A 15,210-nucleotide genomic window follows, 5' to 3' on the forward strand; every position below is an offset into this window, starting at 1 on the left:
CTCTTTTCAAGTAAAATAATATATAGTAATTTGTATATAATATTAAATATGGTAAGTTTAGGTTCTACATAGAGGAGGAAATACTATGAATCGCAATCCAGTTATGCCTTTTATTATTATCATGGTTTTTGGTATTGGACTTATGTTTTTACTTTCATTCAAAGGTTTAGGAGATGCCAAAGATCTTGCTAAAGAAAAAGAAGGCGGAGAAAAAACAGAGGAAACGGAAAGTGCCTCATCCTCACCTGAAGACATTTATAAACAGAATTGCATTTCATGTCATGGTGATGCCTATCAAGGTGGAGTCGGACCTGCCCTTAAGGGTGTTGCCGACCGTTTATCCGAAGATGAAGTCAAAGAAGTCATCGCTAATGGACGAGGAGCTATGCCTGCTGGTTTAGTTGACGAATCGAATCTCGATGCCATGGCAAAGTATATTCACGGATTAAAATAAGCAGGAAGCTGATTCAAAACGTACATTCGTTTTTGAATCAGCTTTTCTTTTATCTTCGGTATCCTCCTCCTTTTCCCTGATGGATCCCCCCATGTTGTCCTCGTTCTGTAATTTTTCCTTGGAACTTGTTATAATCGAATGGGAAATGAAATGATATAAATATGAATTTGAAATAAGAGAGTTGATAGTATAATGAATCACGAGAAATTATCAAAGAGATTAGAAAATGTCGCGTTACATATACCGAAAGGGAGCATTCTGGCCGATATCGGTTCCGATCATGCTTACCTGCCTTGCTATGCTGTATCCAATGGGCTCTGTGACCGTGCGATAGCGGGTGAAGTTGTGGAAGGTCCCTATCAGTCTGCCCTTAAACAAGTGAAGGGAACGGGATTAGAGGACCTCATAGAAGTCCGTAAAGGCGATGGGCTTGAGGTATTAAAACCGGATGAAGCTACATGTGTTACTATCGCAGGAATGGGCGGTACATTAATCGCTAGTATATTGGAAAATGGGAAAAAAAAGTTGGGGAAGGTGGAGAGACTCATTCTTCAGCCCAATGTAGGAGCCCTAAACGTTCGTAATTGGCTAATTGATAACGGTTGGGAATTAATCGATGAAGATATTCTGGAGGAAGATGGAAAGATCTATGAAATCTTGATTGCGAAAAAAGGGGACCCTCTTCAGCCCTATCATGAAAATAAGCAAGTTGGGCTTATGTTCGGGCCATTCCTGTTAAAGAAATTCAGTGATACTTTCATAAAGAAATGGCAACATGAGAAGGCGCACTTCGAAAGAATCATTGAGCAATTGGATGCGAGTGGCCGAAGTGGCTTAGAAACGAAGCGCAAGGAAATGGAAGTGCAAATTTCATTCATTGAGGAGGTGCTTAAACGATGAAAACAGCTAATGGTATGCAGATTATTGAAATGTTCGAACAGTTCTCTCCGAAACGATACGCAATGGAGGGGGATCCAATTGGACTACATGTCGGGGAATTGAATAAGCCCGTTTCAAAAGTGATGATTGCACTTGATGTCCTGGAAGAAGTGGTGGATGAAGCGATAGAAAAAGGTGTCGAACTGATCATTGCCCATCATCCCTTGATTTATCGGCCGTTGAAGAAAATAGATACAGCTAAGGCTAGTGGCCGAATCATCGAGAAATTGATCAAGCATGATATTGCCGTTTATGCCGCACATACTAACTTGGACGTAGCCAAGGGCGGTGTAAATGATTTACTTGCTGATGCATTGCAATTACAAAATACAGAGGTCCTTGTCCCTACCCATGAAATCCCTCTAAGAAAATTAGTGGTGTATGTACCAAAAGAGGACGAACAAAAGGTAAGGGATGCCTTGGGTAAGGCAGGAGCCGGTTCGCTAGGGAATTACAGCTACTGTTCGTTTACAGTTGAGGGTACAGGCAGGTTTTTACCCGGGGAAGGCAGTGAACCGTCGATTGGTAAACGAGGCAAGATTGAAAGGGTTTCAGAAGTACGAATTGAAACCATATTCCCCGAACCCATTGAAAAAAAAATACTTTCTGCGATGATCAAAGCCCATCCATATGAAGAAGTGGCTTATGATATTTATAAGTTGGAAAACAAAGGCGAATCCTTGGGGCTAGGCAAAATCGGGGTTCTTGTAGAAGAAATGTCCCTTGGACAATTTGCCGAGCATGTTAAAGAGACTCTCGAAGTGGAGAATGTCCGTGTAGTTGGAGACCTGAACAGTACCATAAAAAAAGTTGCCGTTCTTGGCGGTGATGGAAATAAATACTTCACGACCGCTAAGTTTAAAGGTGCCGATGTGTATGTAACGGGTGATATGTATTATCATACGGCTCACGACGCCATGATGATTGGATTGAATATCGTGGATCCGGGCCATAATGTTGAGAAAGTGATGAAAAAAGGTGTAGCTCGAATCTTGAATGAGATGTGCGTCAATAAAAATTTGGATGTAGAATTCATACCTTCTGAGCTCAATACAGATCCTTTTACATTTATATAAAAGGACAGAAAAAGGCAGCCACTACCATTTGTGGCTGCCTTTTTTTCAGGCTTTCTTTACTTTGATTTTAGGTAAGATTTTATGCAAGGGTGTTTTCTTTTCCGTATCCCATGTCGATTCGTCAGTAGGTTCATATTGTTCAAGGAATCTAATGACCTCTTTCGTTATAGGAGTAGGCGTGGAAGCTCCCGAAGTGACAGCCACCGTTTTGGCATCTTTTAACCATTCGAGGTTCAGCTCGGAAATATCGGCTATACGATAAGCCGTGGTTCCTGCAATTTCTTCGGATACTTGTGCAAGCCGATTGGAGTTATTGCTTTTTGGGTCACCAACGACGATAAGGACATCCGCTTCTCCAGCTTGTTGGGCTACGGCCTCTTGACGGACCTGTGTGGCTAAACAGATTTCTTTATGGACCTCAGAATGGGGGAACTTTTCCTTCACCTTCTCCATGATGTCCAGGACATCCCATTGACTCATTGTCGTTTGATTGGTCACAATGATCTTTTCACTATTCAATGATAAGGCTTCGACATCTTCAGCATTTTGCACGAGGTGAACGACATCAGGGGCTACACCAACTGCTCCCTCTGGCTCAGGATGTCCTTTTTTGCCGATATAGATGATTTGATACCCTTCCGATTCTTTTTCCCTGATCAAGTCATGTGTAGCGGTAACGTCAGGACAAGTAGCATCAAGGGTGACAAGGCCTTTTTCCTTCGCAATCTTCCGAATCTCAGGGGAAACGCCGTGAGCGGTAAAGATGACAGTTCCCGTTTCCACCTGATTGATGATTTCATTTCGGTTACTGCCATCTAGCGTTATGATCCCCTCTTCTTCAAAAGCATCGGTAACGTGCTTGTTATGAACGATCATTCCTAAAATGTAAATAGGGCGTGGCAAGGTTTTATCTAAAGCCGCATTCCTGGCAATAACCATGGCATCAACTACTCCATAGCAATAGCCCCGCGGGGAGATTTTATTTACTTTCATCTATGTGTCCTCCTTCAAAGGCAAGAAACTTACGCGTATTCCCTTCTATTATATAAGACCATAGATGATTTTACAAAATATCGTATTTCATGAATGATGCCACGGGCGCAATTTTATAATGGTTTAAATATAAAGTTTAGGTCCGGATGATCGATTCCTTGTCTTTTTGGGGAGAGCCTCGGCAGCCGGTTCTACGTTTAATTCGATTTTTGGCTTATCGCTATTCACAGCGGGTTCGGGTTCCTGAATCTTGGGAGAAGTGGTTAAATTGGTGTTTTCTTCTGCTGGTTTTTCCGTTTCTTCACTTGATGATATGCTGCGGAACACCTTCCACATGGAGGGGAGGTTTTTAATTACTGGCCCATACTGCTGCACCATTGGCGTGAATTGCTCGGCCGCTTGCAATACCTTTTGGGTGTTGTTTAGCATATTGTTGAGTGAATCGGGTTTGGTTAAGTTCTCCAGGATGCCGCCGCCACTACTTCTTGAAGAACTAGTGGTAGTGGAATTGGCTGGTGCGAATAAGTTTGGGGGAGCGGCATTTTGTTGTTTGGACCTACCTAGAAGCTTGGCTAAAATCCCTTCTTTCTTAGGAAGTTGCTGTTCTGGTCTTTGTTGTTGATTGAAGGGGGCTCCTCCCCGGAAGCCTTGTTGGGGTCCCGGTGGTCCTTGTGGTCTTCCTTGAGGCGGCCTCATTGGCTGAAAAGGGTTGCTGTTTGGGTACTGTGGTCCCCTGAAGGGTCTAGGTTGCTGCATCCTTGGGCCATTATTAGGTTGCTGGAATCCAGGACCGGGGGAACGGTTTCTATCTTGGAACATAGGTTTCACCTCTTTATGGTTTAGGTATTGATGTGTTCTTCCCTATAAATTATGCAGCATGGTAAAAAAGGTTTGAGGAAAGGATAGATGGAATGTTGTGAAGTGGTCGGAAAGAAGGTAAGATGGTAACGGTAGTCTTTTTGCTCCATGTCTGCGGGGGATACGCTATGACCAGGACAGGTGCTTTTCATTTGCAAGAGTCCATTAAGAGAACTGACCAAAGCGCTTGCGCTTTTTGTATAATCCAGCTCCAGCGTCTAGCTCGCTGTGAAAAAGACGATGGACCACATAAGGCAAAAAACGCCTTATGGGCCAATCCCTATTTTCTTCACGAGCTACCAAGACGCTTGCGCTTTTTGTATGAAATTTATTATAATAATAAGACGTGTCTAATGAAAGACAAGAATAAAGGAGATATTTGATGAAACAAAACCAATTTGAACGATTTAATTTGAAAAGCTACATTCTAGATGCAGTTCGTACTTTAGGGTTCGATAAGCCGACGGAAATACAGGAACGCGTGCTCCCGTCGCTTTTAAAGGGAAGTAGCTTAATTGGACAGTCGCAGACAGGTACAGGGAAGACTCATTCTTATTTGCTGCCGATTATGAACAAGCTTGATGCTGGGAAAAATGAAGTTCAAGCGATTATTTCCGCACCAACCCGTGAGTTAGCGAATCAAATCTACAAAGAAGCTTTGAAAATTGCGGACCATTTCCCTGAAGATGAGCAAATTCAAGTACGTTGCTATATCGGTGGTACCGATAAACAGCGTATGATCGATAAATTGAAGACCCAGCCACAGTTGGTCATTGGGACTCCAGGAAGAATCAAGGATTTGGTTGAGGCTCAAGCCCTTCAGGTATATACGGCTACGATGCTTGTTGTTGATGAAGCGGACCTTATGCTCGATATGGGCTTCCTTGAAGATGTTGACCAATTTGCTTCCCGTATGGCGGAAAAAATTCAAATGCTTGTTTTCTCGGCAACCATTCCGGAAAAGTTAAAGCCATTCTTGAATAAATATATGGAAAACCCGAAATATGTTCAAGTTAATCCGAAACAGGCGACAGCCGCAAAGATTGAACATGTTCTGATACCTCTTCGTCACCGTAACAGGGAGCAGTTATTACATGATATCATCGTTCGTTATAATCCGTATTTGGCTATCGTTTTCACCAATACGAAAAAAATGGCGGATCATGTAGCCAACTCCCTGATTGAAAAGGGATTGAAAGTGGGCCGGATCCATGGAGATTTATCGCCTCGTGATCGTAAGAAAATGATGAAGCAAATCAATGATCTGGAGTATCAATTCATTGTCGCTACTGATTTGGCTTCTCGCGGAATTGATATTGAAGGTGTCAGTCATATCATTAACTATGAATTACCGACGGACCTGGACTTCTACATTCATAGAACGGGAAGAACTGCCCGCGCCGGATACTCAGGAATTGCAGCAACGATATATGGTACATCTGATGAAGATGCATTGAACCGCCTTGAAAAGATGGGGATTGAATTCCATGATGCCGATATTCAAAATGGCGATTGGGTAGATATAGACGAACGTAACAAACGGAAAAATCGTAAGAAACAAAAATCAGAGATAGATGTAAAGGCAAGCAGGCATGTTAAGAAGCCGTCTAAAGTTAAACCTGGTTACAAGAAGAAAATTCAACGTGACGTGGAAAACTTTAAAAAACGCGAACGCCGCATACAAAGAAAGAAATAAAAGGGAGTAATTAGATGCTGAAGATTGGGTCGCATGTTTCAATGAGCGGGAAAAATATGCTACTTGCTGCGAGTCAGGAAGCGGCTTTATATGGTTCCAATACATTCATGGTTTATACAGGAGCCCCGCAAAATACAAGACGCAAGAAAATAGAGGATTTGAATATTGAAGCAGGTAGACTGCATATGGAGGAGAATGGGATAACGGATATTGTTGTACATGCTCCATATATAATCAATATTGCCAATACCACAAATCCAGCTACTTTCGACTTGGGAATCAATTTTTTGCGCAGTGAAATCGATCGGACGGAAGCAATCGGTTCGGGTCAGATCGTCCTTCATCCTGGTGCCCATGTCGGTGCAGGCACTGAAATCGGAATTAAAAGAATCATTGAAGGTTTAAATGAGGTTCTTTCTGCAGATGACAAAGTGCAAATTGCCCTTGAAACGATGGCAGGGAAAGGTACGGAATGTGGCCGTTCTTTCGAAGAATTGGCAATGATCATGGATGGTGTAATCCATAACGATAAGCTATCTGTATGTTTCGATACGTGTCATACACATGATGCTGGATACAATATCGTCGAAGATTTCGATGGAGTCCTGAATGAATTTGATAAGTTGATCGGCGTTGAACGAATCAAGGTGCTCCATATCAACGACAGCAAAAATGTCCGTGGTGCGCATAAGGACCGTCATGAGAATATTGGTTTTGGACATATCGGCTTTAAAGCGTTGAATTACATTGTCCATCATCCTCAGTTAAGCGAAGTTCCAAAAATCCTGGAAACTCCTTATGTAGGAGAAGACAAGAAGGATAAAAAGGCTCCGTATAAATTCGAAATCGATATGCTTAAGAACCAGCAATTCGACGAGGGTGTACTGGAAAAAATCATGTTGCAAATGTAAGTAGAAGGGACGATCCATCGGCATGTCGATGAATCGTCCCTTATTTTACATAGGAAATTAGATGATACCGGCTACCCTTGTTTACATATTGGCTGTAAGGTTGTTGAAAAGGGTTTCGATTGCCCGGGCCGTATTCGCTCCTGCCACTTGGGTGATTTGACCAAGAACGTTTTGCCTTTGGCGAATATCGAATATATTGATGTTTCTACCGGCCAGCAGTGCAGTAATATCACTTGCCTGTTTTTGTGTTAGACTAATCTGATGTTGTTTAGCAAGGGAAAGTAGTTCATCCGGGCGTATCTGATTTATTTTATGGTTGACCATCATTTCGAATAATTTCATACGATCTCCTCCTCCTTTAAAACATATGAAGAAAGATAGGGTATGTGAACTCGAAAGTTCACGGATTGTTGGAAATTTACGGATGTATGGTTTTTGTTAAACAGTTAGACCATGTGAAGTCTGGAGCGAATTCTTTACTTCTGAACATCTTTGATTTATACTAACCTTTGTTAATCGTAATGATTCTTAAAAAAAAGGTGATAGTTTTGGACAATGTAATCAACCCCATCGTTAAATTAGAAGATATATCTTACAAATATACAAAAGATTTAGTGCTGGAGCATGTATCACTTGAAATACCTAAAGGGGCCTTTTTAGCTATCGTCGGTCCGAATGGATCCGGTAAATCCACTCTGTTGAAGTTGTTACTTGGTGTATTTAAACTCCAAAAAGGAAAAATTAATTTATTTGGGGAAGATATCCGACGCTTTAGGGATTGGCAAAAGATAGGGTTTGTTTCTCAAAAGGCAAATTCCTTCAATTCCGGTTTTCCTGCTACCGTTTTTGAAGTGGTTCAAAGCGGTTTGACAAAAAAAATCGGCCTGTTCAAATTTGCAAGCAAAGAAGACAAGAAAAAGGTGAAGGATGCTCTGGAATCAGTGGATATGCTCGAGTATCAAAACCGAAACATCGGTGAATTATCCGGAGGTCAACAGCAGAGGGTGTTTATTGCGCGGTCAATTGTCAGTGAGCCTGAATTGTTGATTTTGGACGAACCAACTGTTGGTGTTGATTCAAAAAATGTCCATCAGTTTTACGAAATGCTTGAGATGCTAAATAAAAAATTGGGGATTACCCTAATATTGGTTACACATGATGTCGGCACTGTGACCGATAAAGTCACACATGTTGCCTGTTTGAACAAGGTGCTTCATTTTCATGGCGATGCCGTCGAATACAATGGCCTGAATGAGGAAGAATTGTCTTCCATTTACGGACATGGCGTTCAGTTTTTAAACCATAATCATTAATAAGTTTTGGAGGATAGCCCAATGATATCGGGGATATTGCAATTTGAATTTCTGCAGAACGCTTTTTTGACTGGGATCATCATCGGAGCGATTGCGCCACTTGTAGGCGTTTTTGTCGTGGTAAGACGGATGTCGATGATTTCCGATGCACTTAGTCATGTAGCGCTAGCAGGAATTGCATTCAGTTTATTGCTTCAGAAAAGTTTTCTTTCTCTTGCCGGATTGAATCCGCTTTATATAGGGATGGCCTTTTCTGTTGGAGGATCGTTATTCATTGAAAAGTTAAGAGGGGTGTACAAGCATTATCAAGAGCTTGCCATACCCATCATCATGGCTGGCGGCATGGGGCTTAGCGTCATTTTCATTTCCGTTGCAGATGGTTTTAATACGGACTTATACAGTTATTTATTCGGAAGTGTCAGTGCAGTAAGCCGTACAGACTTGTATCTCATCATGGGAGTGGGCATTGCAGTCGCTTTGATGTTAGCCTTGTTATATAAAGAATTATTTTTACTATCCTTTGATGAAGAACATGCCAAGGCTTCAGGTATCCCATATCAAGCCATTCATTTTATTTTTATCGTGATGGTGGCATTGGTGATTGCTGCATCGATGAAGATTATCGGGATATTACTGGTATCTTCACTTATGACATTGCCTGTGGCAGCAAGCCTTCGCTTTGCAAAAGGCTTTAAGCAGATGATTGCCTTTTCCGTCATATTCGGGGAAATTTCTGTCGTGGGAGGACTATTCATATCCTATAATATGGATCTTGCTCCAGGAGGAACGATCGTGATCATTGCAGTGCTAATACTTGTCTTATCAATTTTATTGGATAAGTGGAAAAATCGATAGGTGGGGTGATTTTTTGAACGTAACAACTGCCATGCAATTACTTAAAGATAAAGGGTTTAAACATACAGGAAAAAGAGAGGAAATGCTGGCTCTTTTTTCTTCAAGTGATAAATATTTAACCGCTAAAGATGTACTGGAGAATATGAAGCGAGATTATCCTGGCTTAAGCTTCGATACAATTTATCGAAATCTTTCCTTGTTTGTCGAGCTTGGAATCTTTGAGACAACTGAATTGGAAGGTGAAAAGCATTTTCGCTTCACTTGTGGACATTCTTCCCATCATCACCATTTCATTTGTTTGAATTGTGGTAAGACAAAGGAAATCGAAGTATGCCCGATGCAGGAGCTTCAGGAAAGTTTGAAGGACTATGAGGTTTCAGGTCATAAATTCGAAATTTATGGTCGTTGTCCCGTCTGTATATCGGTAGGATCGTAAAAAAAACCATTGACTCCTGTCAATGGTTTTTTTACGATCCTATTTTAAGCTTAACGGCTTATCGGGGAGCCAATGGTTGACCCACTGAGAAGCTTCCATCCAGTTATCCACCCTGAAAACCCTTTCTGGTACCGGTCCTTGATTATATGGTGTATTGAATAAAAGGACAGGGATATTACATTCTTCAGAAATGGCGACCGCATTGTCATACTTGTCCTCTAGAAAGAGATCCACGGCGTATTTTTTGGCTGTGGCGACTTTATCATGGGAACCGACTAACTCCAGATGACTGTATTGGACCTGGTTCTTCGTAAACCAGTCTTTTGTTACATCAAGAAGGCGGTCACTCCTGGCACTGATGAAATATAAATCAGCGTGCTTCATCCAGTCCTCGAGAATGTCCTTTGCCCCTTCAGCCATTAAGGATTCCGAATAAATGGTCGGTTCGGTTTCGATGAACCATTTTGTGAAGTCTTCTTTGGGTACATTGACGAAAGGGAATAAATCATATTCATTAATGTCTTCATAAGCTAAATTTAATTGAAAAGCTTTATTTAAATAGGGAACTAGGGTATCGGGTCTTGTTATGGTCCCGTCAATATCGATACCAAATCTTTTTTTCATGATGACTCTCTCCTCATTTTCAGCAACAGTTATTTTAGTGTATCATATTCAAACAAGCCATTGGAAACAATACATATTTAAACCAAGACATGCAACCTTTATCATGAGGGTTATTAGCTATTATACATATACTATAAATGCTCCTAAAAACGAAAGTGAGTGATGGATCAATGGAAGAAGATCAATACTCCATTATTGACAAGGATCATTCAACTGAAGCGGGAAAAGATCCAGTGGTTGTCGTGGATGATGAACATCATGAGCGGTACTATACAGAAGAAAATGCGGTAGAGCAAAGGGCTTATCAAAAAAGAAACGATACTTCAGTCCAGGATAGTCGTTATCAGGAAGAAACTTCTGCCGAGATTTCCACCATTCCTAATGAAAGTAAAATGAATGGACGGTCGGATGCTTCTGGTAAAGCATCGGGTGGAACAGGTATAGGGGCCATTGCGTTAATCATTTCCATTCTCTCGTTGTTCATGATGCCCTTTATATTGGGGATCCTTGGGATCATTATTGGTTTTTCAGCCCGTAAAAGGGGATCGAGCATGGGCTCATGGGCTATAGGTATAAGTGCAGTTTCCATCATTGTGGGCATATTCATCCTGCCGTTCTTTTAAGGAGCATGTTTTTGCTGTTTCCGTTTGTAGCGGAGACAGCTTTTTTGTGGAAACAAAAAAGCCCTGATTCTAATCAGGGCTTTTTTACCTATTTAATGACCGCATTAGCCGCTTCTTCTGCTTCAGCTCTTTGCTTTGCATAATACTCTTCGGCGATTTTGTCGATTTCTATTTTTAATTCCTCAACCATGGTTTCTTCAGGTACTTTACGGACGATTTTCCCTTTTCTGAACAGTAAACCTTCGCCTCGTGCTCCGGCAATGCCTATATCAGCCTCACGTGCTTCACCAGGACCATTCACTGCACAACCTAGGACAGATACCTTGATTGGTGCTTTAATCGTCTGGATATACTCCTCGACCTCATTTGCGATGGAGATAAGGTCGATTTCAATTCGTCCACAAGTAGGGCAAGAGATTAGTGTGGCCATATTAGAAGCAAGCCCGAATACTTTAAGGAGCTCCCTTGCTACTTTCACTTCTTCTACAGGGTCTGCGCTCAACGATACGCGGAGTGTGCTACCTATACCCTGGCTAAGGATGGCGCCGAGTCCAGCCGCACTTTTAACCGTACCGGAGAAGAGGGTGCCCGACTCAGTAATTCCCAGATGTAATGGATAATCAAAAGCTCTTGAAGCTTTTTCATAAGCTTCGACTGCCAAAGTAACATCGGATGCCTTCATTGACACGATGATGTCATGGAAATCAAGATCTTCCAGGATCTTGATGTGGTGCAATGCACTTTCGACCATTCCATCTGCTGTTGGATAGCCATATTTGTCGAGGATTTTCTTTTCAAGAGAACCTGCATTGACACCGATACGAATCGGAATGCCTTTAGCTTTGGCAGCTGTTACTACTGCTTCCACTTTTTCTCGGCGTCCGATATTCCCAGGGTTAATCCGTATTTTGTCCGCTCCGCCTTCGATCGCTTTCAAGGCTAGCTTATAGTCAAAATGGATATCGACCACAAGTGGAATATGGATGCGTTTTTTAATTTCAGGGATGGCATCAGCCGCTCTTTCATCCGGGCAGGCCACACGTACAATTTGACAACCTGCTTCTTCAAGACGAAGGATTTCTGCAACGGTTGCTTCAACATCATGTGTTTTAGTTGTTGTCATGCTTTGGATGATTACTTCGTTATTGCCGCCGATTGTTAAGTTTCCAACTTTAATTGGCCGCGTTTTAGTACGATGTATGATTTCACTCAAGTGGAATTCTCTCCTTTAGGAAAAAATCAATTTTGATTTTTCATTTAGTTCACTAAAATATTGTATCAATGTCCATACCGCTTGACAAGGAATAGGACGCATTACTTTTTTATTATGAAGTAAGTATACTCTTTTCAGTCGAGATTTTCTCGATTGAAGTTCCGGCTATTTCTAGAAGACATCAATCCCAGCATCGGATAAGATAGATATATCATTACGGTTTATTAGTATGTGGGTACTTTGTACGTTTTACCAATCTGCATATTTTCAGGTTTTAACCCTTCATTCAAACTTTGGAAATCTGATATGACTTCTTCAATTGGCTTGTTTGATGCTCCCCTTTCATTTTCCATGATGGAGAGTAAGGTATCTCCAGGTTTGATGAGGACTTCTTTATATGCGATTGAAGGGGCCGAAGGTTTACTTACGGGCTTGGATGGCTGAACTGAAGTTGCTGACGATGGGGAGGTGGGTAAAGTTCCTGTAGTCATGTCGAAATAAATGATAAATAGAATGAAACAAATTGAGAAAAACATCAGTAACCTTTTCATTATTTCATCCCCCAATATGGTCTTTCATACATATATATTTGGGAGGATGGTGTATTATGCCTGAAATTGGGCAGGTTTTCCTGAGTGTCTTTTGAATAGAGTTTGTTTGGGCAGTCCTTTTTGAAGTTCATTCAAAAATCCCTTTGGTCATGCCATTTCACCCCTTATATACTGATTAAACTCTTATTATAGGCATATGTTCGGGAATAGTTTGTCGATTTTAGGTGAACGGGAAAAATGATGACTACAGTCACATATGGTTAGGGAGCAGGGGTGTCATATGGAATAACGCCCTGTACAAAAAACCAGACAGGCAAGAGCAAGTCTGGTTTTGATTTATTCTTATGATCCTATTTCTTCAGGATTATCATTCGTTTCTTTAATGGATAAGTGAAGCATAATTAACGACACGAACCAGCTAATGAAGGAAGCGAAGGGGACTTCTGCTTGAAAGGCGTCCATGATTGTGAAGAAAATAGTGGACAGCGTGATGCTATATGCGGCAATCCTCCATAGGTGTCTATACGATATTGAACGCCCCATGGTGCTCCGGAATATCGTCCCGAATGCAGCAAGAATGGTCACTTTCAAGAATGTTCCAGCAGCCGTGAATAAATATAAAGTCAGGAGAAGCAACGGCAGGATGATCGGTAGGACGGATTCCACGGAATGGATCCATTTGTATAAATCTTCATTATTTCCTTCTAAGAGTGAATAAGGAGAAGTTTGTATATTGCCATTCGATACAAATACAAGTTCGGATTTTAAAAGGGCCACTGCTTCATCCGTTTTTTCGGAAACATCTTTTGGAGTTAAGGAACCAGTGCCATCCACGAATATTTGGTAGTTGTCTTTTTTCAAGACGAATGGCTCTTTGTCAGCAGAGGTTAGCGTTCCATTTTTAATTTCAAAATCAGGCATTTCCTCCGAGACAGTTTCTGAAATCGCGTTTATTCCATTCGTAATCATTGTACCTAAGTAAAATGCGGAAGGAAGGAAGAATATGAGGCTCAAGAAAAATACATATAAAATTGTCTTACCAATTCCCTGGTTTTGAAAGGAACCGATATCTTTCGGTGAATAGAGGCTCACCCATAGTTGTTTGAATATGTTCATGATTTCAGCACCTATCTTATGATATTCCCCTCAATTTTAACTAGAGTTATGGAATAAAACAACCTGTATCAGCATTCAATGGTTTCAACCGCATATAAACGGGCAAATATGAAGAGGTAAGGTGTATAAAATAGAAGGGATGTTTTATTTGTGGATACGCTATTTTGGATCATCATTATCCTGATGTTCATCATCGGTTTTGTCGGTTTGATTTTTCCCATCATCCCAAGCGTATTATTCATATTCGCAGGGATTTTGTTATATGGACTTTTTTATTCCTTTGAGCCTTTTGGTTGGTTTTTCTGGACGGTCCAAGTTTTGTTTGTCGTTCTTTTATTTTCTGCGGACTATATTGCGAATATGGTCGGCATCAAAAAATACGGAGGGACTAAGGCGGGTGTTTGGGGCAGTACAATCGGGCTCATTGTCGGTCCTTTTGTGATTCCATTTGTGGGAATATTGATTGGGCCCTTCATTGGAGCATTCCTGGCCGAGATCCTTTTCCATAAAAAAGATGTGGTTACGGCATCAAAAATCGGCCTTGGTTCCGTGGTAGGCTTCATAAGCAGCATTTTCACTAAAGGAATCATCCAACTTTTGATGATTGGGTACTTTTTATTCGTGATCTTCGCCTAAGGAACTATAAAATGAAAATAAATATAGGCATAAGATTTGAAACGGATAAGAAAATTTGGTAATCTAATGCTAACGAGCTTTAGGAATCTGAAGATGACTAGAGCCCCAAAAAACAGCTTACATAGGGAGGAATTTTATTATGGCTTTCGAACTTCCACAATTACCTTACGCATACGATGCGTTAGAACCACACATTGACAAAGAAACAATGAACATTCACCACACTAAACATCACAATACGTATGTGACAAACTTAAACAAGGCGCTAGAAGGAAACGAAGAGCTTCAAAGCAAAAGCGTTGAAGAAATCGTTGCTAACCTAGACGCAGTACCAGAAGCTGTACGTACAGCTGTACGCAATAACGGTGGCGGACATGCTAACCACTCATTATTCTGGGAAATCCTTTCACCAAACGGTGGCGGACAACCAACTGGTGAATTGGCAGACGCTATCACTTCTAAATTTGGAAGCTTTGACAGCTTTAAAGAGGAGTTCGCTAAAGCGGCAACTACTCGTTTCGGTTCTGGTTGGGCATGGCTTGCCGTTAACAACGGTGAATTAGAAGTTACTAGCACACCAAACCAAGACAACCCATTATCTGAAGGAAAGACTCCACTTCTTGGATTAGATGTTTGGGAACATGCTTATTACCTGAACTACCAAAACCGTCGTCCTGAATACATCAATTCTTTCTGGAATGTTGTTAACTGGGATGAAGTTGCAAAACGTTACAGCGCAGCTAAATAATTATACGCACTAATAATAAGGCGGAAATCCTTTCGGGGATTTCCGCCTTATTTGTTTTATGGGAACTAATCGTTTACAACTTACTTATTCCTCTTGGATAATCTAAAGAGATTGGCCCGCTTGGGAAAGCCGATTCATCAGTTTTCTTTTCCTTTCTCACATAAATGC

General features: G+C 41.2%; 18 protein-coding genes. 11 read left to right on the top strand and 7 right to left on the bottom strand.

The genetic code is table 11. From position 1 onward, the window contains the following. The first annotated feature begins 85 nt into the window (after positions 1 to 85). From cccA to ACIQXR_RS00795, 3 genes are all read left to right on the top strand, one after another. A complete protein-coding gene (cccA, locus tag ACIQXR_RS00785; RefSeq protein WP_402869559.1) occupies positions 86 to 454 on the top strand; it encodes a cytochrome c550 in 369 nt (122 codons plus the stop codon). Between the two features lie 192 nt (positions 455 to 646). Continuing rightward, on the top strand, positions 647 to 1,354 hold the full coding sequence (locus tag ACIQXR_RS00790) for a tRNA (adenine(22)-N(1))-methyltransferase (protein WP_402869558.1): 708 nt from the start codon (positions 647 to 649) through the stop codon (positions 1,352 to 1,354). Then, a complete protein-coding gene (locus tag ACIQXR_RS00795) occupies positions 1,351 to 2,469 on the top strand; it encodes a Nif3-like dinuclear metal center hexameric protein (protein ID WP_402869556.1) in 1,119 nt (372 codons plus the stop codon). The genes ACIQXR_RS00790 and ACIQXR_RS00795 overlap by 4 nt, the downstream gene beginning before the upstream one ends. Positions 2,470 to 2,514: 45 nt before the next feature. On the opposite strand, the gene ACIQXR_RS00800 is transcribed toward ACIQXR_RS00795, so the two are convergent. Further along, positions 2,515 to 3,462 carry a 4-hydroxy-3-methylbut-2-enyl diphosphate reductase gene (locus tag ACIQXR_RS00800; RefSeq protein ID WP_402869554.1) on the bottom strand — a complete coding sequence of 316 codons (948 nt, stop codon included), beginning with the start codon at positions 3,460 to 3,462 and terminating at the stop codon, positions 2,515 to 2,517. A gap of 123 nt (positions 3,463 to 3,585) precedes the next feature. Then, complete coding sequence (gene vrrA / locus ACIQXR_RS00805) at positions 3,586 to 4,281, bottom strand: VrrA/YqfQ family protein (protein ID WP_402869552.1); 696 nt, start codon at positions 4,279 to 4,281, stop codon at positions 3,586 to 3,588. Between the two features lie 421 nt (positions 4,282 to 4,702). On the opposite strand from vrrA, the gene ACIQXR_RS00810 reads away from it, so the two are divergent. Next, positions 4,703 to 6,016, top strand: coding sequence for a DEAD/DEAH box helicase (locus ACIQXR_RS00810; RefSeq protein WP_402869550.1), 1,314 nt, complete (start codon positions 4,703 to 4,705; stop codon positions 6,014 to 6,016). Positions 6,017 to 6,030: 14 nt separating this feature from the next. Then, entirely contained in the window at positions 6,031 to 6,927 is an 897-nt protein-coding gene (locus ACIQXR_RS00815) for a deoxyribonuclease IV (RefSeq protein ID WP_402869547.1), read from the top strand. A gap of 81 nt (positions 6,928 to 7,008) precedes the next feature. Here the strand turns inward: ACIQXR_RS00815 and ACIQXR_RS00820 are convergent, their stop codons facing one another. After that, positions 7,009 to 7,269 carry a DUF2624 family protein gene (locus tag ACIQXR_RS00820; RefSeq protein WP_402869544.1) on the bottom strand — a complete coding sequence of 87 codons (261 nt, stop codon included), beginning with the start codon at positions 7,267 to 7,269 and terminating at the stop codon, positions 7,009 to 7,011. 206 nt (positions 7,270 to 7,475) lie between these two features. On the opposite strand from ACIQXR_RS00820, the gene ACIQXR_RS00825 reads away from it, so the two are divergent. Genes ACIQXR_RS00825 through ACIQXR_RS00835 form a run of 3 tightly spaced genes read left to right on the top strand, consistent with a single transcriptional unit; the run spans position 7,476 to position 9,531 of the window. Continuing rightward, on the top strand, positions 7,476 to 8,240 hold the full coding sequence (locus ACIQXR_RS00825; protein WP_402869541.1) for a metal ABC transporter ATP-binding protein: 765 nt from the start codon (positions 7,476 to 7,478) through the stop codon (positions 8,238 to 8,240). Between the two features lie 21 nt (positions 8,241 to 8,261). Then, complete coding sequence (locus tag ACIQXR_RS00830) at positions 8,262 to 9,095, top strand: metal ABC transporter permease (protein ID WP_402869540.1); 834 nt, start codon at positions 8,262 to 8,264, stop codon at positions 9,093 to 9,095. Between the two features lie 13 nt (positions 9,096 to 9,108). After that, complete coding sequence (locus ACIQXR_RS00835; RefSeq protein ID WP_402869538.1) at positions 9,109 to 9,531, top strand: Fur family transcriptional regulator; 423 nt, start codon at positions 9,109 to 9,111, stop codon at positions 9,529 to 9,531. Between the two features lie 39 nt (positions 9,532 to 9,570). On the opposite strand, the gene ACIQXR_RS00840 is transcribed toward ACIQXR_RS00835, so the two are convergent. Beyond that, positions 9,571 to 10,155 carry a 5' nucleotidase, NT5C type gene (locus tag ACIQXR_RS00840; RefSeq protein ID WP_402869536.1) on the bottom strand — a complete coding sequence of 195 codons (585 nt, stop codon included), beginning with the start codon at positions 10,153 to 10,155 and terminating at the stop codon, positions 9,571 to 9,573. 170 nt (positions 10,156 to 10,325) lie between these two features. On the opposite strand from ACIQXR_RS00840, the gene ACIQXR_RS00845 reads away from it, so the two are divergent. After that, the gene (locus tag ACIQXR_RS00845) at positions 10,326 to 10,778 is read left to right on the top strand and encodes a DUF4190 domain-containing protein (protein ID WP_402986271.1); all 453 of its coding nucleotides are present in this window, start codon (positions 10,326 to 10,328) and stop codon (positions 10,776 to 10,778) included. An 88-nt stretch (positions 10,779 to 10,866) separates the two neighbouring features. Here ACIQXR_RS00845 and ispG read toward each other — a convergent pair whose 3' ends face one another. The 3 genes from ispG to ACIQXR_RS00860 form a co-directional block, all read right to left on the bottom strand. Next, entirely contained in the window at positions 10,867 to 11,982 is a 1,116-nt protein-coding gene (gene ispG / locus ACIQXR_RS00850) for a flavodoxin-dependent (E)-4-hydroxy-3-methylbut-2-enyl-diphosphate synthase (RefSeq protein ID WP_402869891.1), read from the bottom strand. 233 nt (positions 11,983 to 12,215) lie between these two features. After that, positions 12,216 to 12,542, bottom strand: a complete 327-nt coding sequence (locus ACIQXR_RS00855; RefSeq protein WP_402869532.1) for a LysM peptidoglycan-binding domain-containing protein — start codon at positions 12,540 to 12,542, stop codon at positions 12,216 to 12,218. 342 nt (positions 12,543 to 12,884) lie between these two features. After that, on the bottom strand, positions 12,885 to 13,658 hold the full coding sequence (locus ACIQXR_RS00860) for a DUF1189 domain-containing protein (protein ID WP_402869530.1): 774 nt from the start codon (positions 13,656 to 13,658) through the stop codon (positions 12,885 to 12,887). A 150-nt stretch (positions 13,659 to 13,808) separates the two neighbouring features. On the opposite strand from ACIQXR_RS00860, the gene ACIQXR_RS00865 reads away from it, so the two are divergent. Further along, positions 13,809 to 14,294, top strand: coding sequence for a DUF456 domain-containing protein (locus tag ACIQXR_RS00865; protein WP_402869528.1), 486 nt, complete (start codon positions 13,809 to 13,811; stop codon positions 14,292 to 14,294). A gap of 139 nt (positions 14,295 to 14,433) precedes the next feature. After that, complete coding sequence (gene sodA, locus ACIQXR_RS00870) at positions 14,434 to 15,042, top strand: superoxide dismutase SodA (protein WP_402869526.1); 609 nt, start codon at positions 14,434 to 14,436, stop codon at positions 15,040 to 15,042. The last annotated feature ends 168 nt before the right edge of the window (positions 15,043 to 15,210 follow it).

Source organism: Peribacillus sp. NPDC097224 (assembly GCF_044761985.1).
In the GTDB taxonomy this organism is placed as follows: Bacteria; Bacillota; Bacilli; order Bacillales; family DSM-1321; genus Peribacillus.